Origin of the sequence: Sphingomonas molluscorum, from assembly GCF_039522995.1 — a bacterium.
In the GTDB taxonomy this organism is placed as follows: domain Bacteria; phylum Pseudomonadota; class Alphaproteobacteria; order Sphingomonadales; family Sphingomonadaceae; genus Sphingomonas; species Sphingomonas molluscorum.
Map to the genome: position 1 here is coordinate 151861 of NZ_BAAAEL010000006.1, position 25507 is coordinate 177367.

General features: G+C 67.6%; 16 protein-coding genes. 8 read left to right on the forward strand and 8 right to left on the reverse strand.

Going from position 1 to position 25507, the window contains the following annotated elements; translation table 11 throughout:
• Positions 1-3147: a glycoside hydrolase family 2 TIM barrel-domain containing protein gene (locus tag ABDZ92_RS08455; RefSeq protein ID WP_241211757.1), complete on the reverse strand. Its 3147-nt coding sequence runs from the start codon at positions 3145-3147 to the stop codon at positions 1-3.
• 110 nt (positions 3148-3257) lie between these two features.
• Positions 3258-6194, reverse strand: a complete 2937-nt coding sequence (locus ABDZ92_RS08460) for a TonB-dependent receptor domain-containing protein (protein ID WP_125959702.1) — start codon at positions 6192-6194, stop codon at positions 3258-3260.
• Positions 6195-6504: 310 nt separating this feature from the next.
• Between ABDZ92_RS08460 and ABDZ92_RS08465 the strand changes: the two genes are divergently transcribed.
• Positions 6505-9282, forward strand: a complete 2778-nt coding sequence (locus tag ABDZ92_RS08465; protein ID WP_343762406.1) for a TonB-dependent receptor — start codon at positions 6505-6507, stop codon at positions 9280-9282.
• Between the two features lie 20 nt (positions 9283-9302).
• Entirely contained in the window at positions 9303-10577 is a 1275-nt protein-coding gene (locus tag ABDZ92_RS08470) for a histidine-type phosphatase (RefSeq protein ID WP_125959733.1), read from the forward strand.
• Between the two features lie 9 nt (positions 10578-10586).
• Here ABDZ92_RS08470 and ABDZ92_RS08475 read toward each other — a convergent pair whose 3' ends face one another.
• Both ABDZ92_RS08475 and ABDZ92_RS08480 read right to left on the reverse strand, forming a co-directional pair.
• Positions 10587-11729, reverse strand: coding sequence for an aminotransferase class I/II-fold pyridoxal phosphate-dependent enzyme (locus ABDZ92_RS08475; protein ID WP_125959700.1), 1143 nt, complete (start codon positions 11727-11729; stop codon positions 10587-10589).
• A gap of 104 nt (positions 11730-11833) precedes the next feature.
• Positions 11834-13024, reverse strand: coding sequence for an amino acid aminotransferase (locus ABDZ92_RS08480; RefSeq protein ID WP_125959699.1), 1191 nt, complete (start codon positions 13022-13024; stop codon positions 11834-11836).
• Between the two features lie 140 nt (positions 13025-13164).
• On the opposite strand from ABDZ92_RS08480, the gene ABDZ92_RS08485 reads away from it, so the two are divergent.
• Positions 13165-13806, forward strand: coding sequence for a glutathione S-transferase family protein (locus tag ABDZ92_RS08485; RefSeq protein WP_125959698.1), 642 nt, complete (start codon positions 13165-13167; stop codon positions 13804-13806).
• A gap of 6 nt (positions 13807-13812) precedes the next feature.
• On the opposite strand, the gene ABDZ92_RS08490 is transcribed toward ABDZ92_RS08485, so the two are convergent.
• Entirely contained in the window at positions 13813-15138 is a 1326-nt protein-coding gene (locus tag ABDZ92_RS08490) for a dicarboxylate/amino acid:cation symporter (RefSeq protein ID WP_125959697.1), read from the reverse strand.
• A gap of 188 nt (positions 15139-15326) precedes the next feature.
• Between ABDZ92_RS08490 and alaS the strand changes: the two genes are divergently transcribed.
• On the forward strand, positions 15327-17981 hold the full coding sequence (alaS, locus tag ABDZ92_RS08495; protein ID WP_125959696.1) for an alanine--tRNA ligase: 2655 nt from the start codon (positions 15327-15329) through the stop codon (positions 17979-17981).
• A 351-nt stretch (positions 17982-18332) separates the two neighbouring features.
• Here alaS and ABDZ92_RS08500 read toward each other — a convergent pair whose 3' ends face one another.
• Together ABDZ92_RS08500 and ABDZ92_RS08505 are read right to left on the reverse strand one after the other, a co-directional pair.
• A complete protein-coding gene (locus tag ABDZ92_RS08500; RefSeq protein WP_125959695.1) occupies positions 18333-20105 on the reverse strand; it encodes a cation:proton antiporter domain-containing protein in 1773 nt (590 codons plus the stop codon).
• 134 nt (positions 20106-20239) lie between these two features.
• Entirely contained in the window at positions 20240-21463 is a 1224-nt protein-coding gene (locus ABDZ92_RS08505; protein WP_125959694.1) for an NADP-dependent isocitrate dehydrogenase, read from the reverse strand.
• A 147-nt stretch (positions 21464-21610) separates the two neighbouring features.
• Between ABDZ92_RS08505 and ABDZ92_RS08510 the strand changes: the two genes are divergently transcribed.
• Both ABDZ92_RS08510 and ABDZ92_RS08515 read left to right on the forward strand, forming a co-directional pair.
• Positions 21611-22342, forward strand: coding sequence for a phosphatidylserine decarboxylase (locus tag ABDZ92_RS08510; RefSeq protein WP_125959693.1), 732 nt, complete (start codon positions 21611-21613; stop codon positions 22340-22342).
• Positions 22343-22352: 10 nt separating this feature from the next.
• Entirely contained in the window at positions 22353-23129 is a 777-nt protein-coding gene (locus tag ABDZ92_RS08515; RefSeq protein WP_241211756.1) for a CDP-alcohol phosphatidyltransferase family protein, read from the forward strand.
• On the opposite strand, the gene ABDZ92_RS08520 is transcribed toward ABDZ92_RS08515, so the two are convergent.
• Entirely contained in the window at positions 23083-23301 is a 219-nt protein-coding gene (locus ABDZ92_RS08520) for a hypothetical protein (RefSeq protein WP_125959692.1), read from the reverse strand. The two genes, ABDZ92_RS08515 and ABDZ92_RS08520, sit on opposite strands and share 47 nt — an antisense overlap.
• A gap of 259 nt (positions 23302-23560) precedes the next feature.
• On the opposite strand from ABDZ92_RS08520, the gene rpsB reads away from it, so the two are divergent.
• Together rpsB and tsf are read left to right on the forward strand one after the other, a co-directional pair.
• A complete protein-coding gene (rpsB, locus tag ABDZ92_RS08525; RefSeq protein ID WP_125959691.1) occupies positions 23561-24358 on the forward strand; it encodes a 30S ribosomal protein S2 in 798 nt (265 codons plus the stop codon).
• 86 nt (positions 24359-24444) lie between these two features.
• Positions 24445-25380 (forward strand): translation elongation factor Ts, encoded by a 936-nt coding sequence (tsf, locus tag ABDZ92_RS08530; protein WP_125959690.1) that lies wholly within the window; start codon positions 24445-24447, stop codon positions 25378-25380.
• Positions 25381-25507: the final 127 nt, after the last annotated feature.

Genomic DNA, 25507 nt, shown 5'->3' on the forward strand with positions numbered 1-25507 from the left:
TCAGTTCCTGGAAGCTTCGGGCCGGATCTCGAACGCGAAGCTGCGCGGCTCCAGCGGGATGCGGTATTTCACATGCGGCCGGCCATCGAGGTTCCAGCCGGTGTCGCCGCCGACGCCTGTCTGCACCGCGTCGATCAGCAACGTGCCGTTGCCATGCGGCCGGATGTCCGAGCTGTGCGCCTCGCCGACCGGCTTCATCTCCAGATCGGAGTAGGGGAACGCCAGCGCATTCACCGAAAGCGGCTGCGCGCCCGTTACCCGAACGCCGCCGGCTTTGCCGGACAGCGCCACCCAGCGAACATCCTGCTTGGCGCCGGTCTCCTGCGGCCGGATATAGTCGTGATATTGTTCAGCCAGCGTGCCGGCGTGCACCGCGATCAGCCCGCCGGTCTTGCGGTCCGAATAGGTCTCCTGCGGCCCGCGCCCATACCATTGCACCTGGTCGAGCGCTGGCGGCGTCGCATAGGCAAGGCCGATGCGCAGCGGATCGGGCAGGTCGTCGCGGAGCGGCACGAAGCGCGCCTCCACCCGCACCGCGCCGTTCCTGGCCATGCGATAGCGCGTCTCAAACCGCACCGCGCCCGCGCCGATGTTGTAGCTGACTGCAATGGCATCACCGTCGATCCGGGCGGACGTCAGCGTCCGCTTCTCGGAGAACAGCTTCCACATGGCATGCGTCTTGGGGATGCCGGTGCCGATGTCGTTGTCCGTCGGTGCCCGCCAGAAGTTCGGCGCACCACCCGTGAGCAATTCGCGCCCGTTCGCCGCATAGCGCTCGAGCAACCCTGTCTTCGCGTCCACCTCCAGCACTGCTCCGGCTGCCGCCAACTGCAGCGTGCCCGCGCGCGCCACCGGCTTCACGCCCGCGCCGGCAAAGTCGGGCAGGGGGCTCGCTGGGCCTTCCAGCGCGAACTGCTCCCACGCCATCACCGTGCCTTCCGGCACCATCGGCACCGTGTCCGCGCCGGCATTGACACGCAGCACCACCCGATATTCGGCGTCCGTCTTGGTCCGCGGCGGCAGCGCGATTTCCATCGGCGTACGCGCACCGGCCGGGGTTGCCCGCGCCGTCGCGTCACCGCGGGCGACGGCAACGCCATTCTCCAGCAACTCCCAATCGAACCGGAATCCCTCCAATCCGATGTGGTCGTGCCGGTTCACCAGCGTGAAGCGGCCGGCGCGTGCGTCCACCGCCTCGAACGCGATCGGTGCATACACCTTCGCCACCTCAAAATACTCCGGGTCCGGTGTCCGGTCCGCCTGGATCACGCCGTCGCCGATCGTGCTGTCGTCGCCGATCGGGCTGGGGCCATAGTCGAACCCCTGCGCCCAATAGTCGCGCCCGTCCTTGTCCTTGCGCAGCATGGACTGGTCTACCCAGTCCCACAGGAAGCCGCCCTGCAGCTTCTTGTGAGCGCGGATCACGTCCCAATAGTCCTGCAGATTGCCCAGGCTGTTGCCCATCGCATGCCCGTATTCGCACTGGATCATCGGCTGGGTGAATTCCGGCGAGGTCGCATAGTCGACCATCTTCTCGATGTCGTCGTACATCGGCGCATAGACGTCGACATAGTTGTTGGGATCATGCCGCCAGATCAGCGTGCCCCAGCCGAGATAATTGAGCAGCCGGCTCGGATCCCGCCGCTTGGCCCAGCGGCCCGCCGCCTCGAAGTTCGGCCCGATCCCGGCCTCGTTGCCCAGCGACCAGAAGACGACGGAAGGGTGGTTCTTGTCGCGCTCCACCATGCGCTGCACCCGGTCGAGGTGGGCGGCTGCCCATTCCGGCTTGAAGCCCAGCTGGTGCTTGGAGCGATCGGGGCTGGAATTGCCCATCGCCATATAGGTGTGGCTCTCGATGTTGGCCTCGTCCATCACGTAGAGACCGTATTCGTCGGTGAGCGCATACCAGCGCGGATCGTTGGGATAGTGTGAGTTGCGCACCGCGTTGACGTTGGCGCGCTTCATCAACTCGATGTCCTTGCGCATGCTCTCCTCGGACAGCACGCGGAAGCTGTGGGGATCATGCTCGTGGCGGTTGACGCCGCGGATCATCACCCGCTTGCCGTTCACCCGCACTTCGTTGTCGACGATCTCGATCGTGCGAAAGCCGATGCGCTGCCGCGTCGCCTCGATCACTTCGCCCCTGGCGTCGAGCAGTTCCACCACCAGCGTGTAGAGATCCGGCCGCTCCGCCGACCAGGTGCGGATGCCGGGCAGGGTGGCCTGCACCCGCGCGGTCCGGTTCGCGCCGGTCACGCCGACCTCCCGGGTCAGCAGCGCCGTCTCGCCGTCGAGCACCGTCGCCCGTACCCGCGCCGGAGCCTTCTTGCCCGCAAGCTCCACGGACAAGTCGAGCGATCCGTCGCGATAGTTGTTGGTCAGCCCCGCGCGCGCCTCGAAATCGCGGATGCGGGTTTTTGGCGCCGCGTACAGCGTGACGCTCCGCTCGATGCCGCTCAGCCGCCAGAAATCCTGGTCTTCCAGATAGCTGCCATCGGCATAGCGATAGAGTTCGATCGCCACGACGTTGCGCCCCTCGCGCAGGTGCGGCGTCACGTTGAACTCGGACGGCAGCTTGGAGTCCTCGCTGTATCCGACGCGCTCGCCGTTGACCCACACGTAATAGGCCGCACCCGCCGCCCCGATCGTCAGGAATACATCGCGGTCCGCCCAGTCGGCGCCGACCTCGAACTCGCGCCGGTAGGAGCCGACCTCGTTCATGTCGTGCCGCACCCAAGGCTGGTTCGCCCCGAACGGATAGCCCGCCCCGCTGAACAGGGGCTGGCCATAGCCAAGCGCCTGCAGGATGCCGGGCACCTTCACCGTCTTCCAACCCGACACGTCATAGTCGGGGCGGTAGAAGTCCTTCGGCCGCGCGTCGGGATTGGGCGAAAAGGCGAACTGCCACTCGCCATCCAGAGAGCGATGATAGCGCGACTGCTCGGGCTTGTCGGCGAGCGCTTCCGCTCGAGTGGAGTAGCCGCGGAAGGTCGCGTGCGCCGCTTCCTTGCCGATCTGGAAGACCCCGGGCTGTTCCCATTCCGGCGTGCCTTCGGCAGAGGCGGGGCCGGCGTGTGCGGGAACCACCGCCAGGGCGGCCACCGCCAGCGTTGCAAGGAGCGCGGTGCGGCGGCGGGCTGGGGTCACGATCGTTCCTTTGCGATGCACGTCATGCGCGCAGAGGCGATCCGCTGCGGACCGCCTCTGCCGTTTGCTGGTGCGGCAGGCTCTCCATCGAAGATCCTGCCGCATGCGTCTTAGAAGTTGGCGCTGATCCCCATGAACAGCGTCCGCCCTGCGACGTCGTACACACCCGGATAGGTGTTGCCGTTGCCGAACGAGTACAGGTTGCCCTGCGCCAGCGCGGGCGGATCCTTGTCGAGCAGGTTGTTGATGCCGGCGCGGAAGACCACGCCTTCCTGCACCTTCACCGTGCCGGCCAGGTCGAAGTAGCTGTACGCCTTGATGCGGCGGTTCAGCTCCGAATAGCCGCCGCTCGTCAGGAACGGATCGTCGGTGTTGGTGCTGAGCTTGGTGGAGCCGATGTAGCGCCAGTTGAGCGACAGGGTGCCGATCTTCTCGGCATCGGTCCAGGTAAGACGGGCCTGGTGGCGCCATTCCGGGGAAGGCTGGCCGCAGGTCGGGCCGAACAGGCCCTTGCAGTCATAGGAGCCGAGGCCCGGGAGCGGCTCGTTGACCAGCTCGTTCAGCCAGGTGCCGGTGAGGTCCAGGTTGAACGTACCGGCGTTCTCGGTCGGGACGCTGTAGCTGCCCACCACGTCGATGCCGGAGGTCTTGAGCGAACCGGTGTTGAGGTTCGTCGAGACGACATAGCCCTCGCGGCCGAACAGGACGCCGGTGCGCGGGTCGCGATGGAAGAGGCCGCAGAAATACGGATCCCCGGTCGAGAAGCACTGGCTGATCGCGAGCGAGGTCGGGACCGAGCTGATGTAGTCCTTCACCTTGATGTTGAAATAGTCCACCGACAGCGAGAAGCGCGGCAGGAAGCGCGGCGTCAGCACCGTACCGACGGTGAAGGTGTCGCCCTTTTCCGGCTTCAGGTTCGGGTTGCCGCCGCCCAGCGCGCTGCACGTCTCGGACGGGCATTCCAGGATCTTGCCGTACTGCTCCGGCGTCACGCCGCTGGCGAGGCACTGCTCGAGCGTCGCGTCGGGCCTCGTGCCCGAGCAGGGATCCTGCGCGGAGACGTTGCCGACCTGCTGGCCCGCATAGAGTTCGCTGATGTTCGGCGCCCGGATCGCGCGGTTGTAGCTGCCGCGGAAGCGGATGTCGGACACGGGCGCATATTCGACCTCGAACTTGTAGGTCGAGATCTTCTTGGCCTGGCTGCTATAGTCCGAAAGGCGATAGCCCGCGTTGACCGTGAGCGACTTGGCGAAGGGCAGGTCCTGCAGGACCGGCACTTCAATTTCGCCATAGATCTCGCTGACGTTGAACTTGCCCTGCGACTCCGTCGTCCCCTTGGACTGCGCAACCTCGTCGGCCTCGAACTTCAGGGTCTCGCGGCGATGCTCGACGCCGATCACCACGCCGATGCCCTGGCTCGCCCAAGGGCTGGTGATGCCATAGCTGGTCAGGTCGGCGCTGACGTTGCCGCTGTAGACCTGCTCGGTGTCCAGTCCGCGGGTGTAGGTCGGGACATAGATATAGTCGAACGCCTCCTGCGAGATCGCGCCATAGCCGAACACGTCCAGCGGCACGCAGTTCGGGTCCGTCCCGTCGATGACCGAGGTGCAGGTGGGGGTGCCGTTGACGTCCACCACCTGCAGGCCGCGGTTCGCACGGCGGGCGTCGATGTCGTTCTGGTAGTTCTCCCGGAACAGCACGCGGGAATAGAGCGCGTTCACGTCGTAGCGGATGCCCTCGGCGATCTGCCCGCGCACGCCGCCGGTGATGCGGTAGTCGGTGTGGCGCAGGTCGTCGCGACGCGGACGCGCGAGACCGGCGACCGGGCGATAGCCGATGAACAGGTCCTGGGTCTCGGGCGTGCCATAGGCCGATCCGCACAGGATCTGCCCCTGCTGCGCACTCATCAGCGGGTTGTCGCAGTTGATGGTGTAGGTATCACCCTGCCACAGCGCGGAGGGCGCCACCTGCGAATAGCTGCGGTCGTCCATGAACATGCCGCTGGCATAGATCTCGGCGGCCGGGCTGATTTCGAAATGCGCGAAGCCGCCGGCGGTGTAGCGCTCGTCCGAGCGCTGGAAGTAGTTCAGCGGCGCGGTGTTGTAGCGATACGCCGGGCCATAGGTGTCCCAGGTCTTCCGGCCGTCCTTGGTGTTGACATAGGTGGTGCCGAAGCCCGGGCCCGACAGCGGGTTGAACAGGCCGTACTGGTTGTTCGACGATCCGCCGCACACCAGGCCGGTGGAGTCCGCATTCGGGTCGAACGCGCAGGCGGAGACGTCGCGGTCGGACTGCAGGATCGGCTTGACGTTGCGATAGCCGAAATAGGCGGTGATGTTGCCGCGGCCGTCGGCGAAGTCCTTGCCCGCCGCCAGGTTCACGTCCAGGCGCTGGCCGTCCAGCACGTTGCGGTTCGCACGGTCGTAGCCGGCGTCCTGCACGATCTGGCGGGCGGCATCATTGTTGTTGTCGTGGAAGGCGAAGCCATACTGCACGTCCGCGCGGACGCCGTTCAGGTCCCGCTTCAGGATGAAGTTGACCACGCCCGAGATCGCGTCGGAGCCATAGACGGCCGAAGCGCCGCCCGTGACCACGTCGACGCGCTCGACCAGCAGCGAGGGGATGAGGTTGAGGTCGGTCGCCTGCACCGGCAGCAGGCGCTGACCGTCGACCAGCACCAGGTTGCGGTTGCTGCCGAGGTTGCGGAGGTTGACGCGCGCCGTGCCGTCCGAACCGTTGGAGACGTTCTCGTTCGCGTCCGCAGTCACCTGGGGCAGCCGGTTCAGGACGTTCTCGACATTGGTCGCGCCCTGAAGCCGGATCTCCTGCGCCCCCACCACGGTGAGCGGGCTGTTGCTGGTCAGGTCGGGGCGCTGGATGCGCGTGCCGGTGACGGTGATGGAGCCGCTGTCCGACTCCGCCGCGGAGGGAGGGGCTACGTCCTCGATCGTCGGTCCGGTGCTTTGTGCCGCTGCCTGGCCGCCGGCGGTAAGTGCGGCCGCAACGGCGATCGTCGACGCATATCGCCGGAAATCGCGGTGGCGCATCGTGTTTCTCCCCTTTGAAAAATCCCTCGGGCGGAGAGAACACTAATCGAATACGAAATGTCAAATACGTTATACGATTCTGACATTCCTCTGCACGGATGATGTCTGAGTGTTGCTTCGACGTTACGGTTTCGGGAATTGGCGGCCTGACCGTCCGCTTCGCCGAGAGCCCTCGGCTGTCATTTCGGTGTCATCGACGTGCCACGGGACTGTCTTTCGACGTGCCTAGGGAGCCGGCGGCCGCCGCGACGTCTGCGCCGGCCGCTTCCTGGGGGACTATCGCGTGCGAAACGCTCGAACTGCCCGCGCCATGCTGCGCACGGCTCTGCTTGCATCCACCCTGGCGCTTGGCGTCGCCGTTCCGGCCGCCGCGCGGGAGGTAACCGGAACCGTCGTCGACGCCAGCGGCACCCGCAGTCTGAGCGGCGCCGAACTCCGCATCGTCGAGCTCAACCGCGTCGTCGAGGCGAACCGCGACGGCCGCTTCCGCTTCGTGGACGTGGCGCCGGGCGAATACACCATCGTCGCACGCTACATCGGCGCGGCCGACGAGACCCGTCACGTGACGGTGGTGGACGCCAGCGATCTGGTCGCCGATTTTGCTCTCGCGCCCGCCGGTGCGGCTGCGGACGACGCCGGCAGCATCCTGGTCGTCGGCCTCGCCGCCAACCAGGCCAGTGCCCTGTCGCAGAAGCGCTCCGCCGACGGCGTCGAAAGCGTGCTGTCGCGCGACGCCATCGGCCAGAACCCGGACCAGAACGTGGCAGAGGCGCTGCGCCGCGTTCCCGGCATCTCGGTGCAGGACGATCAGGGCGAGGGCCGCTTCGTGGTCGTCCGCGGCCTTGCGCCCGAGCTCAACAACGTCTCGATCAACGGCGCCCGCATCCCCTCTCCCGAGGCCGAGAACCGCGCGCTGGCGCTCGACACCATCCCCTCGGAACTGGTCGGCTCGATCGAGGTCAAGAAGACGCTCACCCCCGACATGGACGCCGACACCATCGGCGGCTCGATCGAGGTCAAGACCACCAGCGCCTTCGATCGCAAGAAGGACCTGCTGAGCTTCAGCTTCGAAGAGTCCTACAACGACCTGCGCGACCGCGCCTCGCCGAAGGGCTCGGTGGACTTCTCCAAGCGCATCACCCCCGATTTCGGCATCTCCGGCGGCGCGTCCTACTATCGTCGCCGCTTCGGCACCGACGGCGTGGAGGCATCCGACTGGACGCGCAGCGATGCTGGCGTCGCCTATCCGGAGGAGGTCGACTATCGCGCCTATGACGTGACGCGCACGCGCATGGCGGGGTCGCTCTCGCTCGACTGGCGCCCGGCCGCCAGCACCACCCTGTACGCACGCGGCATCGTCAGCTCCTTCCGCGACGACGAGCTGCGCAGCCGTCTGCGCTTCACCTTCGGGGGTGAGCCGGCCAGCGGCGACGCGGGCAGCGCCAGCTTCCTCTCCGGCGCAGGCTCGGACAACCGCATCCGCGTCCGCCGCGAGATGAAGGACCGCACCGAGATCCAGAACGTCTATTCCGGCACGGTTGGCGGCAAGACCGAGGCGGGTCTTTGGACGATCGACTACTCGGGCAGCTATTCCTATTCCGAGGAGAGCGAGCCCAACCGCCAGGACACGATCTTCGATCGCCGCTTCCAGGCAGGCGCCAGCCAGCTCGGCGTGACGCTGTCCGGCCTCGACACGCAGACGCCCGAATATAGCGTGAGCGACCAGGGCCGCTTCACGGACGGAAGCGATCCCATGAGCGCCATCGAGACGACGGATGGCCTCAGCACCGACGACGAATGGGCCGCGCGCCTGGATGTCGCCCGCGACATCCCGCTCGCCTCCGGCACGCTGCAGGTGAAGGCAGGCTTCAAGGGCCGTTTCCGCACCAAGCAGTACGACCTCGACTTCAACAGCTATGACGAGCTGACCGACGGCGACTTCCCGGCGCTCTCCGGCCTTTCGCGCTCGATCGGCAGCAAGGGGCTGGTCGACATGAACCCCGCCGTCGATCCGCTGGCCGTGCGCGGCTGGTTCCAGGCGAACCGGGATCGCCTGGTCCGCAACGACGACGACAGCATCCTCTCCAGCCTGTCGGCAAGCTATGCCGTCGATGAGGACATCTACGCCGGTTACGGCCAGCTCCGCTACGACAGCGGTGCGCTCCGGGCGGTCGGTGGCGTCCGCATGGAGCACACCGAGAACAAGATGCGCGGCTTTGCAATCGACACGGACACGGTGGAGGCCACGCCCGTCACCTTCGACCGCAGCTACACCAACTGGATGCCCAGCCTGAACCTGCGCTTCGAGCCCACCACGAAGCTGGTGCTGCGGGCGGCGGTGACCCGCAGCCTGGTGCGCCCCAATGTTTCCGATCTCGCGCCGCGTTTCTCCTACAATGCCACGGACGGCGAGGGCGAGTTCGGCAATCCGGAGCTCAAGCCCTATCGCTCCTGGAACTTCGACGCATCGGCCGAATATTATTTCGCCGACAACGCGCTCGCCGAGGTCGCGGTGTTCCACAAGCGGGTATCGGATTTCATCTTCCAGTCGCGGATCGACGACTACGACTTCGGCGGCGTCGTGATCGACGAAGCGACCGTCCCCTTGAACGGCGACACCGCGAAGGTCTCGGGCGTCGAGCTCAACCTCCAGGCCGCGCTGAACTTCCTGCCGTCGCCGCTCGACGGGCTGCTGGTCGGCGGCAACTATACCTATGTCGATACCAGCGCGACGCTCTACGGCCGCGAACTGACGCTGCCGGGCAGCTCCAAGCACATCTGGAACGCCTTCGTCGGCTATGACAAGGGGCCGCTCCAGCTGCGGGCCAGCGGCACCTATCGCGGCCGCTACCTCGACGAGGTCACCGCCGATGGCGACGGCGACATCTATGTCGACCATCGCCTGCTGTTCGACGTGGGCGCCAAGCTCCGGGTCGCGCCGGGCGTCCAGCTCACCGCCGACTTCGTCAACATCGGCACCGAGCCGTTTGATCGCTACTATTCGGGCACCGATGCCGGCGGTCGCCGCATCGCCCAGCACGAGGAATATGGCTGGACGGGCAAGTTCGGCTTCAAGATCACGATGTGAGCGGCAGGAAGGTACCCGACATGAACCAGTATCTGGCAGGCGCTGCGCTCGCGATCCTCGCGCTCGCGCAGTCCGCCGTCGCCCAACCCGCGCCGGACGCACCGCCTGCGGGCGCTCTCAAGCTCGATCGCGTCGTGCTGCTGATGCGGCACGGCGTGCGCCCTTCGACCAAGTTCCCGGCGACGCCGGTCGGCACCACCCGCGATCCATGGCCGGCCTGGTCGACGGCCGCGGGCGACCTCACCCCGCACGGCGCAGAGGCGATCCGTCGCCTCGGCGCCTATGACCGCGCGCTGTTCGCGCAGCAGGGCCTGCTCCCCGCGTCCGGCTGCGCTGCCCCGGGCACGGTCGTCGCCTGGGCCAGTTCCGCTTCCCGCGCGATCAAGACCGGCAAGGCGTTCCTGGAAACGCTCCAGCCTGGCTGCGCGGTTCCGCTCGACCATCCCGTCAACGAGGATGACGACGCCGTCTTCCATCCGCTCGACGGCAGCATGGAGATCGACGGGCAAAAGGCACTGGCCTCCGCCCAGGCGCTGCTGCCGCCGGTTGGCATCGCTGGGGAAGTCGCACGCAACGCCGACGCCTTCGCCGTGCTGGAGCGCGTCATCGGCTGCTGCCCGGGCGACGCGTGCGCGGCGACTGCCGCGAAGCACCAGCCGGTCTGCACGAGCCACCGTGAGACCCGGCTGGTGGCGGAGCAGGGCGATAAGCCCGACCTCGACGGCGCGCTCGGCTTTGCCTCCACCGCCGGCCAGACCATCCTACTCCAGTATCTGGAGGGGATGCCGATGCGCTCCGTCGGCTGGGGTCGGGCTTCCAAGCGCGACATCCAGACGATGCTGCGTTTCCACCCGGTCAAGTTCCGCTACGAGACCCGTCCGGCGTATGTGGCGGAGCGCGTGGCGGCGCCGATCGCGCGCCGCATCGGCATGGCGCTGAACCAGGGCGATGCACGGGTGACGCTGCTGTTCGGCCATGACAGCAACCTGGCGGCGCTGGGCGGCTTCTACGATCTGCACTGGACGATGGCCGATTATCCCGCGGACGACATCGCGCCGGGCGGGGCGATCGGGTTCGAGCGCTGGAGCGACGCCGCCGGCAACGGCTTCGTCCGTGCCTTCGTCCAGGCGCAGACGATGGATCAAGTCCGCACCCTCGCGCACCTTGGCAAGCGCAACGCGCCCGACCGTCGCTACATCGCCATTCCGGGCTGTGCCGACGCCGAAACGCCGTGCTCGCTCGCGGCCTTCAACCGCATCACCGCCGCCAAGCTCGCGAGCCCGGCGGAGCGCTGATCGAGCGGATCAGCCGGCGACGCGCGCCTGGTTCGGAAGCCAGGCGCGCAGCCGCTCGATCGCTTCCTGCACCAGCGGCGTCGCCACGGCGAAGCTGAAGCGCACGAACTGGTGGCCGCGCACCGGATCGAAGTCGACGCCGGGCGCGGTCGCGATGCCGGTATCCGTCAGCATCCGCTTGCAGAAGCCGATGCTGTCGTCCGTCAGGTGCGCGACGGAGGCGTAGATGTAGAAGGCGCCGTCCGGCGGCGCGATCTCGCCAAGGCCAAGCTCAGGCAGCGCGTCCAACAGCAGTTCGCGGTTGCGGCGATAGGTCTCGACATGCCCCTCCAGTTCGTCGGGCGCGTCGAAGGCGGCGAGGGCGGCATGCTGGCTCAGCGACGGCGGCGTCAGGAACAAATTGCCCATCCGCTTGCGCGCTTCCTCCACCAGGTCGGCCGGCGCGACCATCCAGCCGAGCCGCCATCCGGCCATGCTGAAATATTTCGAGAAGCTGTTGAGGATGATCGCGTCCTCGGCGTGGCGCAGCATCGTGTCTGCCGCCATGCCATAGCTCAGCCCGTGGTAGATCTCGTCGGAGAGGATGCGGATCCCGCGTGCCCGGCACAGCTCGGCGATGCCGGCAAGCTCATCGCTCGGGATGATCGTGCCGGTCGGATTGGCAGGGCTCGCCAGGATCAGCCCCTTGGGAGCCGGGTCGAGCGCCGCCAGCGCACCACGCGACATCTGGAAGCGCACCTCCTCGCCGCAGTCGATCTCGACCGGCTGCATGTGTAGCGCGCGCAGCGTGTTGCGATAGGCGACATAGCCCGGCCGCGCCGTCGCGACCCGGTCGCCCGGCCCGAAGGCGGTGGCGAGCGCCAGCACCAGGGCCGGCGACGCGCCGCAGGTCAGAAGGATGCGTTCCGGCGCGACCTCTACGCCATAGCGCTCGGCATAATGCCGGGCGATCCGCGCCTTCAGCGCCGGGCTTTCCCAATAGCCCATCGCATCGCTGTCGAGCACCTGGTGCGCAGCCGCGATCGCGGTGCTGGGTGCGCCGGTGGAGGGCTGGCCGAACTCCATATGGATGATCGACCGCCCCTCCTGCTTGAGCCGGTGGGCAAGCTGGCTGATGGCGATGGCATGAAAGGGTTCGACGGTGCTGCTCATCCGCGCCCCATTCCACGACACCGCACCGGGCGCCAGCCCCTCGAGCAACCGAGCACCCCGGCGAAGGCCGGGGCCCAGTGGGAACGTCCCCGCAATACGGCGCCCTAGCCGACCTGTGCCTCAACCAGCGCCTGCAACGCCTCCCCGAACTGCCCGATGCTCGCCTCGCTGAACCCGGCGATGTTGATGCGCCCCGACGCCGCCATGTAGATCGCATGGTGCTCGCGCAGCCACGCCACTTGGGTGCGGGTGAGGGGCAGGGTGGCGAACATGCCCTTGCCGCCGGCGATCGGCGCCAGGTCGATGCTCCCGATCGTCCCGAGCGCGCTGACACCCTGGCGCAGCGTCACCAGCCGCTCCCGCATCGCGTCCAGCTCCGCGCGCCACTCGGCAGCAAGGCCCGCATCCTCCTGCACGATCCGCGCCGCGGCCGCCCCATGGTCGGGCGGCATCGACCAGTTGGCCCGTGCCAGCGCGAGCAGGTTCGAATAGAGGATCGCGCTCGCCTCGGCGTCCGGCGCCACCGTCCACAGCGCGCCCGTCCGCTCACGATAAAGCGCGAAGTTCTTGTCGCACGAATAGGCGAGCAGCCCGTGCCGGCAGCGCGCCAGCACCGTCCGCGCGCCCGCCGCATCGGCGTCCCAGCCGTCGCCCAGTCCCTGGTACGCCAGATCCACGAACGGCACGAGCCCCCGCGCCTCGACCCGCCCGGCAATCTCCGCCCACAGCGCCGCATCGGGATCGATGCCGGTCGGGTTATGGCAGCAGCCGTGCAGCAGCACCGCGTCGCCCGGCGTCGCTTGGTCGAGCGCCGCCAGCAGCGCCGCCCCGTCCAGCGTCTGGGTCGTTATGTCGAACGCGTCGAATGCTTCCGGCTTCAGCCCCGCCGCGGCAAAGATCGGCGCATGGTTCGGCCAACTCGGCGTCGCGATCCAGATGCGCGACACGCCGGCGCGCGCGAGCAGTTCCGCGCCGAGCCGCAGCGCGCCGGTTCCGCCCGGAGTCTGGATGCCCGCCAGCCGCTCGGCCGGCACGGCATCGCCCAGCACCAGCGGCGCGAGTGCGGCGACGAAGCCCGCATCGCCCTCCGGCCCCAGGTAGGACTTGCTGTCCTGTGTCGCGAGCAGCCGTTCCTCCGCCTTCTTCACCGCCCGCATCACCGGCGTGCCGCCCGCTGCATCGCGGAACACGCCCACGCCCAGGTCCAGCTTGAACGGCCGCGGGTCGTCGCGGTACGCGCCGATCAGCGCCAGCAACGGGTCGGCAGGCAGGAGCGAAAGCTGTTCGAAGGCCATGATCTCTTCCGGATGGAGCAACGCGCCACCACGGCCGCGTCGGATAGGCCGCGACGGTTACCCCCGCGGCAGGGCCCGGCGCAATCGCCTTGCAGCCATCCGCAGCCCCCGGCGTTGGGCAGCCCAGCAGGAGGCACTGGATGATCACCGTTCACCATCTCGAGAATAGCCGATCGCAGCGCGTGCTCTGGCTCCTGGAGGAGCTCGGGCTCCCCTATGCCGTGCAACGCTACGAGCGGGACAAGGCGACGATGCTCGCGCCGCCAGAGTTGCGCCGGGTCCATCCGCTCGGCAAGTCGCCGGTGATCCAGGACGCGGCCGGCGCGGGCGGCAGCCCGGCGGTGATCGCGGAAACCGGGGCGATCGTCGAATATCTGGTCGAAAAGGCGGATGGCCGGCTCGGCGCGCCTGCGCATCGCGAATCCGCGCTGCGCTACCGCCATTTCCTGCACTATGCGGAAGGGTCGCTGATGCCGCCGCTGCTGGTGAAGCTGGTGCTCGGCCGGGTGCCGGTGTTCGGCAGGGCGGCGCAGCGCCGCATCCAGCCGATGATCGACGTCCATCTCGATTTCATCGAGGCCGAACTCTCCCGGCGCGACTGGTTTGCCGGCGACGAGTTCACCGCCGCCGACATCATGATGAGCTTTCCGCTGGAGGCGGCGCGCAACCGGGCGGGTCCCGACGAGTCCCGTCCGACCACGATCGACTGGCTGGAGCGCATCCACGCGCGCCCGGCCTATGGCGCGGCGCTGGCGAAGGGCGGGCCCTACGCCTACGCCTGAGCGGGCTCAGCCGATGTGCCGGAAGCTGTCCGGGGCATCGGCGCGCGGCGTGCCGGAGGGCGCTTGCGGCGGCTCGATCTCCGCCGGCTCCGGCGCATCCAGGCCGCCCTCCCACTTGGCGATGACGGTCGCCGCGATCGCATTGCCGATCACGTTCGTCGCCGTCCGGCCCATGTCCAGGAAATGGTCGACCGCCAGGATCAGCAGCAGGCCGGCTTCCGGGATCTTGAACATCGACAGCGTGGCCGCGATCACCACCAAACTCGCGCGCGGCACGCCGGCGATGCCCTTGGACGTGACCATCAGCACCAGCAGCATCGTGATCTGCTGGCCGAGCGACAGCTCCACGCCATAGGCCTGCGCGATGAAGATCGACGCGAACGTCATGTACATCATCGAGCCGTCGAGGTTGAACGAATAGCCCAGCGGCAGCACGAAGCTCGCGATGCGCGGCGGAACGCCGAACCGGTCGAGCGCCTCCAGCGTGCGCGGGAAGGCCGCTTCCGAAGAGGCGGTGGAGAAGCCGACCAGGATCGGTTCGCGCAGGTAGCGGATCAGCTGGCCGATCCGAGGGCCGATCATCAGGAAGGCGATGCCGAACAGCAGCAGCCACAGCGAGGCGAGGCCGGCGTAAACGCTCGCCATGAAATATGCGAGCTGCCCGATCACGCTCGGGCCCTGCTCGGCGAGCGTCCCGGCGACCGCTGCGAACACCGCGATCGGTGCGAATCGCATCACATAGTCGGTGATCTGCAGCATCACCGACACCAGCGCCTCCAGCGCGCGGGTGAGGGGGGCTGCCTTCTCGCCCAGCGCCGTCATCGCGACGCCCACGAACACTGAAAAGACGACGATCTGCAGGATCTCGTTGGTCGCCATCGCCTCGACCATCGAGGCCGGCACGATGTGGCTGATGAAGTCCTTGAGGTTGAACGAAGCCTTCGCCAGCCCCGCCGAAGCATCCGCCGGCGGCATCGGCAGTCCCAGGCCGACACCCGGCTGCAAGAGGTTCACCAGGATCAGGCCGACCGTCAGCGACAACAGGCTCGCCCCCACGAACCATGCGAACGCACGCAGGCCGACCCGCCCGAGTGCACTGGTGTCGCCCATGTGCGTGATGCCCACCACCAGCGTCGAGAACACCAGGGGCGCGATGATCATCTTGATCAGCCGCAGGAACAATGCGGTCACGATCGAAAAATAGCCGGCGATGTCCTTCAACTGCGCGGTGCCGGCGCCGCCTGCATCATCCAGGGACGCGTTCAGCACCCAGCCGACGACCAGGCCCGCGACCAGACCGAAGAGAATATAGGCGGTAAGCCGCTTGGCCATTCAGAAAAACCCCCGGGGAAGAAGGCCGGCAACCAAGGGGAATGCGCAGCCCGGGTCAAGCCGATTGTCCTTGGGGGCCGCGAAGCCGTGGCCCTTTTTTCAACCCGTGGGAACCTTTGGCGAAAGAAGACAACGGACGTCCGCGCGGATCGCTTGGCAAGGTCGCGGCTTGCTTCTAATCAGCGCGCATGATCTCGACCAACGATGTTCGCCGCTCGTTCCTCGACTATTTCGAGAAGGAGGGGCATGCGCGTGTCCCGTCTGCGCCGCTGGTGCCGCAGAACGACCCGACGCTGATGTTCGTGAACGCCGGCATGGTGCCGTTCAAGAACGTCTTCACCGGGCTGGAAACGCGCCCCTACAGCACTGCGACCTCCTCGCAGAAGTGCGTACGTGCTGGCGGCAAGCACAACGACCTCGACAACGTCGGCTACACCGCGCGCCACCACACCTTCTTCGAAATGCTCGGCAACTTCTCGTTCGGTGACTATTTTAAGGATCGCGCGATCGAGCTCGCCTGGAACCTGATCACCCGCGAATGGGGGATCGCCAAGGACCGGCTGCTCGTCACCGTCTACCACACTGACGACCAGGCGGCAGAGCTCTGGAAGAAGATCGCAGGCCTTTCCGACGATCGCATCATCCGCATCGCCACCAAGGACAATTTCTGGGCAATGGGCGACGACGGTCCCTGCGGCCCCTGCTCGGAGATCTTTTTCGACCACGGCGACCACATCGCCGGTGGCCCGCCGGGATCGCCAGACGAGGACGGCGATCGCTTCGTCGAGATCTGGAACCTCGTCTTCATGCAGTATCTGCAGGCGGGGAACGAGATCATCGGCGAGCTGCCGCGCCCGTCGATCGACACCGGCATGGGCCTGGAGCGCGTCGCGGCCGTGCTGCAGGGCGTCCATGACAATTACGACACCGACACCTTCCGCGCGCTGATCGACGAATCGGGTGCGCTCACCGGTGCGGCCACCGATGGTCCGATGCAGGCGAGCCATCGCATCATCGCCGACCATCTGCGCGCCTCGGGCTTCCTGGTCGCCGACGGCGTCCTGCCGGCCAACGAAGGCCGCGGCTATGTGCTTCGCCGCATCATGCGCCGCGCCATGCGCCACGCGCACCTGCTAGGCGCCAAGCAGCCGCTGATGCACCGCATGGTGCCTTCGCTGGTGGCCGAGATGGGCGCCGCCTATCCCGACCTCGTCCGCGCGCAGCCGCTGATCGAGGCGACGCTGCTCCAGGAGGAGACCCGTTTCCGCCAGACGCTCGACAAGGGCCTGCGCCTGCTCGACGAAGCGACCGCCGGCATGGCGAAGGGCGATACGCTCGCGGGCGAGACCGCGTTCAAGCTCTACGACACCTTCGGCTTCCCCTATGACCTGACCGAGGACGCGCTGCGCAGCCAGGGTCTGGGCGTCGACCGCGCCGGCTTCGAGACGGCAATGGCCGAGCAGAAGCGCGCCGCCCGCGCCGCGTGGAAGGGATCGGGCGCCAAGGCCTCGGACGAAGTCTGGTTCGACATCGTCGAGGAAAGCGGCGCGACCGAGTTCACCGGCTATGCGGTCGCCGAAGGGCAGGGCGAAGTCATCGCGTTGGTCCGCGACGGCGCCCGTGTCGACCGCGCCGAGGCCGGCGAGGAAGTATTCGTCGTCACCAACCAGACGCCCTTCTATGCGGAAAGCGGCGGCCAGGTCGGCGACAGCGGCACGATCGACACCGACAAGGGCCTGTCAGCGGTCGTGCTCGACACGTCCAAGCAGCTCGGCAAGCTCCACGTCCACCGCACGCGCATCGACGCCGGTACGCTCGCCGTCGGCGATAGCGTGCACCTGGCGATCGACACCGCACGTCGTGGCCAGATCCGCGCCAACCACTCCGCCACCCATCTGCTGCACGAGGCGCTGCGCGAGCAGCTCGGCACGCACGTTGCGCAGAAGGGCAGCTTGGTCGCGCCCGAGCGGCTGCGCTTCGACTTCTCGCAGCCGACGCCGATCTCCCCCGCCGACATCGCCGAGGTCGAGGCGCAGGTGAACGCACAGGTGCGCGGCAACGGCACCGTCACCACGCGTCTGATGACCCCCGACGACGCCATCGCGATGGGCGCGATGGCGCTGTTCGGTGAAAAGTACGGCGACGAAGTCCGCGTCGTCTCGATGGGTGAGGATGCGGAGGGCACCTATTCGATCGAGCTGTGCGGTGGCACCCATGTCAACGCGCTCGGCGAGATCGGTGTGTTCAAGATCATCGGCGAGGGTGCCGTTTCGAGCGGCGTCCGCCGTGTCGAGGCGCTGACGGGCGAGGCCGCGCGCCAGTGGCTCGCCGGCCGCGACGAAAAGCTGCGCGAAGCCGCTGCCCTGCTCAAGGCTACCCCGGACGAGGTGCCCGGTCGCATCGCGACGCTGGTCGAGGAACGCCGTCGCCTCGAGCGCGAGCTTGCCGAGGCCAAGAAGGCGCTGGCCCTTGGCGGCGGTGCCGGTGCGGCACCCGCGGGTCCGGAAACGGTCGGCGGCGTGGCGTTCGTCGGCCAGGTGCTCGACGGCCTTGAGGCAAAGGCGCTGCGCGGCGCAGTGGATGAAGCCAAGCAGCGCATCGGCTCCGGCGTCGTCGCGCTGGTCGCGGTAAACGACGGCCGCGCCTCGGTCGCAGTCGGCGTCACCGCCGATCTGGTCGGCACCCACAGCGCCGTCGACCTGGTCAAGGCGGCGGTCGCGGCACTCGGCGGCCAGGGCGGCGGCGGCCGTCCCGACATGGCCCAGGGCGGCGGCCCGGACGGCGACAAGGGCGCCGAAGCGGTTGCCGCAGTCCGCGCGGCACTGGAGCCGGTTGCAGCCTGAACGGGCAGGGGAGCGGATCACGGTCCGCTCCTCCGTCGCGACCATGCGCCTAGCGGCGGGGCGCTCCGAGTGGGTGCCCGCGAAGTAGCTCAACTTGGGGGCCGGAACACGTCCCGGTGATCCCTAGGGCGAAGCCGTACCCCGGCGAAGGCCGGGGCCCAGGGTCACACGCGCTGTCGATCCAGCATCGTGCACTGATTGCCACCAGCGATACGGTAAGAAGAGCGGCCGCTATCCGACCGCAAGCGTGCAAGAACTTGCAAGCAAACGCAGCGCTTGCGGCCCTGGACCCCGGCCTCCGCCGGGGTACGATGCCTCCACCGCGAGCGCCGGCACCACTCGACCGCGAACCTACCCCGCAACCTCGCTCCGCCGCGTGCGCCGCAAGCGGGGCTCGCGCTCCAGCCCGGCACCCTCGCGGATCTCGCGGCGCAGTTCGTCCCGCTTCTCGTGGATGGAGGCGATCACGGGTCCCATCGCCACCCCCATTTCGACCAGCACCGCCTCCGATAGCTGGAGCGAGCTTTCCAGCGTCTCCGGCACCGCTTCGGTCACTCCCGCCGCATAAAGCTCTGCCGCATGCGCCGCATCGCGCGCGCGCGCGACGATGGTGAGGTTCGGAACCCAGCCGCGCACCCGCCGTGCGATCCGCACCGTCAGCACGGGCTCGTCCATCGTCAGGATCAGCGCCGTTGCGCGGCCCAAATTCAGGCGATCGACGAGTTCCGGCCGGACCACGTCGCCGAAGATCACGGGGTATCCGTGCCGCCGGGCCGCCGCCACCGTGTCGATATTCGATTCCACCGCGATGAACGGCTTGTCGTGCGCACGCAGCATGTCCGCGACCATGCGCCCAACCCGGCCGAAGCCGATGATGACCGCACCCGGCCCCTCCGCGCTCGGCTGCGGTTCCTCGACCCCGCTCCCCAGGTCGATCTTGCGCGCCGCGCGTTTGCCGATCATCGCGAGCAGCGGCGTGATCGTCAGGCCGATCGCCGTCACTGTCTGCCAGAAGGCGGCGGTGGAGGGCTGGATCAGATGCGCCTGTGCCGCCGTCGCCAGCACGATCAGCGTCGTCTCCGACGGGCTGGCCATCAGCAGGCTGGTCTCGGCGGCGACTCCCCGGCGCAGGCGTGCCATCCGCAGCATCGCGCCGGTGATCAGCGCCTTCACCAGCACCACGCCGCCGACCGCCGCTGTCAGCGACAGCCAGTTCTCGGCGATCGAGCGCAGGTCCAGGCTCATGCCGACCGTGATCAGGAACACGCCCAGCGCCAGTCCCTTGAAGGGCGCGGTGATCACCTCGACCTCGGTGTGATACTCGGTCTCGGCGATCAGCAGGCCGGCGAGCAGTGCGCCGACGATCGGCGACAATCCGGCCGCGGTCGTCACCATGCTGGCCACGATCACCACCAGCAGGCTGGCCGACAGGAACAGCTCCGGGCTCTTGGTCCGCGCCGCCTGGGCGAACAGCCGCGGCAGGATCAGCCGGCCGCCCACGAACAGCGCGGCGATCGCCACCGTTCCCCAGATCAGCGTGTTGGCGAGACCACCCCAGCCGGCATCCGCCGCGTTGGGCGCGAGGGCGCCGAGCGCGAAGATGATCGGCACCAGCGCCAAGTCCTCGAACAACAGCATCGAAAAGGCGGTGCGCCCCACCAGGCTGGTCGTGCCCGCCATCGGCAGCACCAGCGCGGTCGACGACAGCGCGAGCGCCAGCCCGAGCCCCATCGCACCCGGAAGCCCTTGGCCGAGCAGGAATAGCGCGCCGGCGATCGCAGCCCCCGACACCAGCAGTTCTGACGCGCCCAGCCCGAACACCTGGCTGCGCATCGCCCACAGGCGCCGGAACGACAGCTCCAGGCCGATCGAGAACAGCAGCAGCACGATGCCGAACTCGGCAAAGGGATCGATCGAGTGCCTGTCCGTGATGGTGACATGGAACAGCCACGGAAACCGGTCTACCAGCGCGCCCAGTCCCGCAGGCCCGACCAGCACGCCCACCAGGATGAAGCCGATCACCGGGTTGACGCGGAACCGGGCAAACGCCGGGATCACGAGCCCGGCGGCCCCCAGGATCACGAGGGAGTCGCTGAACGGCGTCGAATCGATCGGGAGTGGCATGCCGCCTTTGTTGCGGATGGCGACCCGTCTGCCAACGCCGCGGAGCGCGGGGCGCGCGGTTTACCGCATCCTCAGCAAAAAGGGGCCGGCGGATTGCTCCGCCGGCCCCTTGCCGTTGCTCGCCGGGGCGAAGATCAGGCGCCGATCGCGCCCATCTTGTTCTCCAGGTTCACGCGAACCTGCTCGAAGAACTGCTCGGTCGTCATCCAGGGCTGGTCCGGGCCGATCAGGATCGCGAGATCCTTGGTCATGTGGCCGTTCTCGACGGTCTCAATGCAGACGCGCTCCAGCGTCTCGGCGAACTGCGTCACCTCGGGCGTGCCGTCGAACTTGCCGCGGTACTTGAGGCCGCCGGTCCACGCGAAGATCGACGCGATCGGGTTGGTCGAGGTCGCCTTGCCCTGCTCGTGCTGGCGATAGTGGCGGGTGACGGTGCCGTGCGCCGCTTCCGCCTCGATCGTCTTGCCGTCCGGCGTCATCAGCACCGAGGTCATCAGGCCCAGCGAGCCGAAGCCCTGCGCCACCTGGTCCGACTGCACGTCGCCGTCGTAGTTCTTGCAGGCCCAGACGAACTCGCCGTTCCACTTCAGTGCGGAGGCGACCATGTCGTCGATCAGGCGGTGCTGGTAGATGATGCCGGCAGCCTGGAACTGGTCGGCGAACTCGGCCGCGAACACCTCTTCGAAGATGTCCTTGAAGCGGCCGTCATAGGCCTTGAGGATGGTGTTCTTGGTCGAGAGATACAGCGGCCAGCCGCGGCCCAGGCTGTAGTTCATGCTGGCGCGAGCGAAGTCGCGGATCGACTCGTCCAGGTTGTACATGCCCATCGCGACGCCCGCTGCCGGGAAGTCGAACACCTCGTGCTCGATCACCTGGCCGTCGGCGCCTTCGAACTTCATGGTCAGCTTGCCGGCACCCGGCACCTTGAAGTCGGTCGCCTTGTACTGGTCGCCGAACGCGTGGCGGCCGACGACGATCGGGTGGGTCCAGCCGGGGATCAGCCGCGGCACGTTCTGGATCACGATCGGCTCGCGGAAGATCACGCCGCCCAGGATGTTGCGGATCGTGCCGTTGGGCGAACGCCACATCTTCTTGAGGCCGAATTCCTCGACGCGCGCCTCGTCCGGGGTGATCGTCGCGCACTTCACGCCGACGCCGTACTTCTGGATCGCCTTGGCCGAATCGATCGTGATCTGGTCGTCGGTCTCGTCGCGCTTCTGGATGCCCAGGTCGTAATATTCGAGGTCGATGTCGAGGTAGGGGAGGATCAGCCGCTCGCGGATCCATGCCCAGATGATGCGGGTCATCTCGTCGCCGTCGATCTCCACGACGGGCGTCTTCACCTTGATCTTGGCCATGATCTCGCTTTCCGTGTTGGCTGGATGGGTTGCCGTGCGTCCTAGGAGCAACCCGGGCGGCGATCAACCGGGGAGCCGGCCGGGGGAGGGCGCGTCGACCAAGCGCGCGTGTTGTCAGGCGAACGGGGCGCGGGTACACCCACGCGCATGGCATCTTTGGAAAAACCGCCGATCGTGACGACGACGGTGAAATGGCGCTGGCCCTCGGTTCACCCTGAGGGGCGCAAATATGTAGCGATCTCCGCCCTCGTCGCGGCGATCTTCCTCTTCTTCGTCTGGGACGAGCTCGGCTTCGCGCTGGTCGGCTTCACCATCTGGGTGGCCGCCTTCTTCCGCGACCCCATCCGGGTGACGCCGCAGGGTGCCGACCTGATCGTGGCGCCGGCCGACGGCCTCGTGACGATGATCGAGCGCGTGCCGCTGCCGCCCGAACTTCGCGGCCCCAACGGCCTGGGCGAAGAGCCGCTGGTCCGCGTCTCGATCTTCATGAGCGTGTTCGACGTCCACATCAATCGCTCCCCGATCGCGGGCACGGTCCGCCAGGTCGTCTACATCTCGGGCAAGTTCCTGAACGCCGACCTCAACAAGGCGAGCGACGAGAACGAGCGCCAGCACATCGTGGTCGAGGACATGTACGGCCGCCGCATCGGCTTCACCCAGATCGCAGGCCTGGTCGCGCGCCGCATCGTCGGCTTCGTGAAGCCCGGGGACATCATCGCCGCCGGCCAGCGCGTGGGGCTGATCCGCTTCGGCAGCCGCGTCGACGTGTTCCTGCCCGACGGCATCGAGCCGCAGGTGATCCTGGGCCAGCGCAGCATTGCGGGGGAAACCATCCTCGGCCGCCCGGCAGTGCCGGCGCCCGCCGGCGTCGCACAGTAAGGCCGCCGCGGTGCGTCGTCCACGTCCCACGCGCGGCATTCCGCTGCGCGCCTTCGCCCCCAACGCGGTCACCGCGCTGGCCCTGTGCTCCGGCCTCACCGGCATTCGCTTTGCGATCGCGGGCGATTGGGAGCGTGCGATCATCATGATCCTGGTCGCGGGCGTGCTGGACGGGATCGACGGCCGCATCGCGCGCCTGGTCCACGGGCAGAGCCGCTTCGGGGCCGAACTCGATTCGCTCTCCGACGCGATCTCCTTCGGCGTCTCGCCCGCGCTGATCCTCTATCTCTGGTCGCTGGTGGCGGCGCCGCGGATCGGATGGATCTGCGCCCTCGTCTATGCCGTCTTCTGTGCGCTCCGGCTCGCCCGCTTCAACGCCCAGATCGACGTCGTGGAGCAGCCGCACAAGTCCGCCGGCTTTCTCACCGGCATTCCCGCACCCGCGGGTGCGGGCCTTGCCATGCTGCCCATCTACATCTGGCTCTGGTCGGGGGAGGCGGTGTTCCGCTCGCCCTGGATCGTCGCGCCGTGGGTGGCGTTCATCGCCTTCCTGATGGTGTCGAGCCTGGCGACCTACAGCTGGTCGTCGCTGAAGCTCCGGCGCAACATCCGGTTCGAGGCAATCGTGGTGGTAGTGATCGTCGCGGCAGCGCTGGTTTCGGCGCCCTGGCAGACGCTCACCGTGGTCTGCGCCGGCTACCTCGCCACGCTGCCCTTCAGCATCCGCTCCTACCGTCGGGTCAAGCGGCTGCGCGAAGGGTCCGCGCCGTCGCCCGCTGCCGGATAAGGTTGCGGCGCGAGGTCAGCCGCACCGCCGGCAGGCGCTCCATCGGAACCTCGGGGCCATGGCGCAGCAGGCGGGCGATCCGCTGCCACTGCGGTGCCACGGTTGCGACGATGGTCGAGATCGCCACCGCAAGGGTGAGAGCGAAGAGCAGTGAAGCAAACAGACTGGCCATGAAAAACCTCCGAACGCTTGCCGGAACACGGTAACGCTTCTTTAAGACACAAGAAGCGCTGGCCGCTTTGGTTCCGAAATCCCGTTGTGAACATGGTATGTTCCACATTCGTTCCACCTGTCAACGCTTGATCTGAAGCGGCGGCTGGGCTAAGCGCGCCGCCTCAACCCCGCATGGGAAGCGCACATACCGGTGTTCCGGGCCTTCAAGGTCCCAGAATTCCTGCTTCCCAGAGGCTCAACCGGAAGGAGTTATCCCTATGGCGGCACCTGTCGTCTCCATGCAGCAGCTGCTCGAATCGGGCGCGCACTTCGGTCACCAGACCCACCGCTGGAACCCGAAGATGAAGCCGTATATTTTCGGCGACCGTAACGGTGTTCACATCCTCGACCTGTCGCAGACCGTGCCGCTCTTCGCGCGCGCTCTCGAGTTCGTGTCGTCGACCGTCGCCGCCGGCGGCAAGGTGCTGTTCGTCGGCACCAAGCGCCAGGCGCAGGAGCCGATCGCCGACGCCGCACGCAAGTCGGGCCAGCACTTCGTCAACCACCGCTGGCTGGGCGGCATGCTCACCAACTGGAAGACGATCAGCAACTCGATCAAGCGCCTCAAGACGCTCGAGGAGCAGCTGTCGGGCGACACGCACGGCCTCACCAAGAAGGAAGTGCTGCAGCTCACCCGTGAGCGCGACAAGCTCGAGCTGTCGCTCGGCGGCATCCGCGACCTCGGCGGCATCCCGGACATCATGTTCGTGATCGACGCCAACAAGGAAGAGCTGGCGATCAAGGAAGCCAACAAGCTCGGCATCCCGGTCGTCGCGATCCTCGACTCGAACGTCTCGCCGGAAGGCATCGCCTTCCCGGTGCCGGCGAACGACGACGCGAGCCGCGCCATCCGCCTGTACTGCGAAGCCGTGGCGATCGCCGCGACCCGTGGTGGCCAGCAGCAGATGCAGCAGGCCGACTTCGACGTTGGTGCGATGGACGAGCCGCCGGTCGAGGAGGCGCTGGGCGCCGACCAGGCCGTTGCTGCCGAGGGCGAGCAGCAGATCAACGCCTGATCGGCGCGGATCGAATGATTTCGGGCGGGGTGGGGCAGGTGCCTCGCCCCGCCCGTAGCTTTAGCTGAGATACAAGGAACCAGGACATGGCAGAGATCACCGCCGCCGCCGTCAAGGAACTGCGCGAGCGTTCGGGCGCGGGCATGATGGATTGCAAGAAGGCGCTGGCCGAGAGCGGCGGCGACATGGAAGCGGCCGTCGATTGGCTGCGTACCAAGGGCCTTGCTGCCGCCGCCAAGAAGTCCAGCCGCACCGCGGCAGAGGGCCTGGTCGGCGTCGCGGTTGCCGGCACCATCGGTGCCGCGGTCGAGGTCAACTCGGAAACCGACTTCGTTGCGAAGAACGAGCAGTTCCAGAACTTCGTCCGTGAAGTGACCCAGGTCGCGCTGTCGGTCGGCGACGATGTCGAGGCGATCAAGGCCGCGGCGATGCCGTCGGGCACCACCGTGGGCGACGTCCTCACCCACAACATCGCCACCATCGGCGAGAACCAGTCGCTCCGCCGCGCCAAGCGCCTCGAAGTGACCAGCGGTGCGATCGTCCCGTACGTCCACAACGCGACCTCGGCCGGCCTCGGCAAGATCGGCGTGCTCGTCGCGCTCGAATCGACCGCTTCGGACGAAGTGCTGCAGAAGCTTGGCAAGGACCTGGCGATGCACATCGCGGCCGCCTTCCCGCTGGCGCTGTCGGTCGACGCCCTCGACCCGGAAGTCGTCGAGCGCGAAGCTGCGGTTCTGCGTGAGAAGAACGCCGAGAAGATCGTCGGCAAGAGCGCCGAAGTGGCCGAGAAGATCCTCAACGGCCCGATCGAGAAGTTCAAGAAGGAGAACGCGCTCCTGACCCAGGCATTCGTCATGGACGGCAAGACGCCGGTTCAGGACGTGATCGCCAAGGCGGGCAAGGACGCCGGCGCCACCATCGTGCTGAAGGACTATGTCCGCTTCCAGCTCGGCGAGGGCATCGAGAAGGAAGAGAGCGACTTCGCGGCAGAGGTTGCGGCAACCGCCGGCCTCACCAAGTAAGCGTCGCTTTTCTCGCGATTCTTCAGGCGGGCGCGGCTACCTTCGGGTAGTCGCGCCCGTTCTCGTATTCACGGGATCTGCACGGCATCTGCGCTTGGCATCGCAGCCGCCGCCGCCTAAGGTCCGC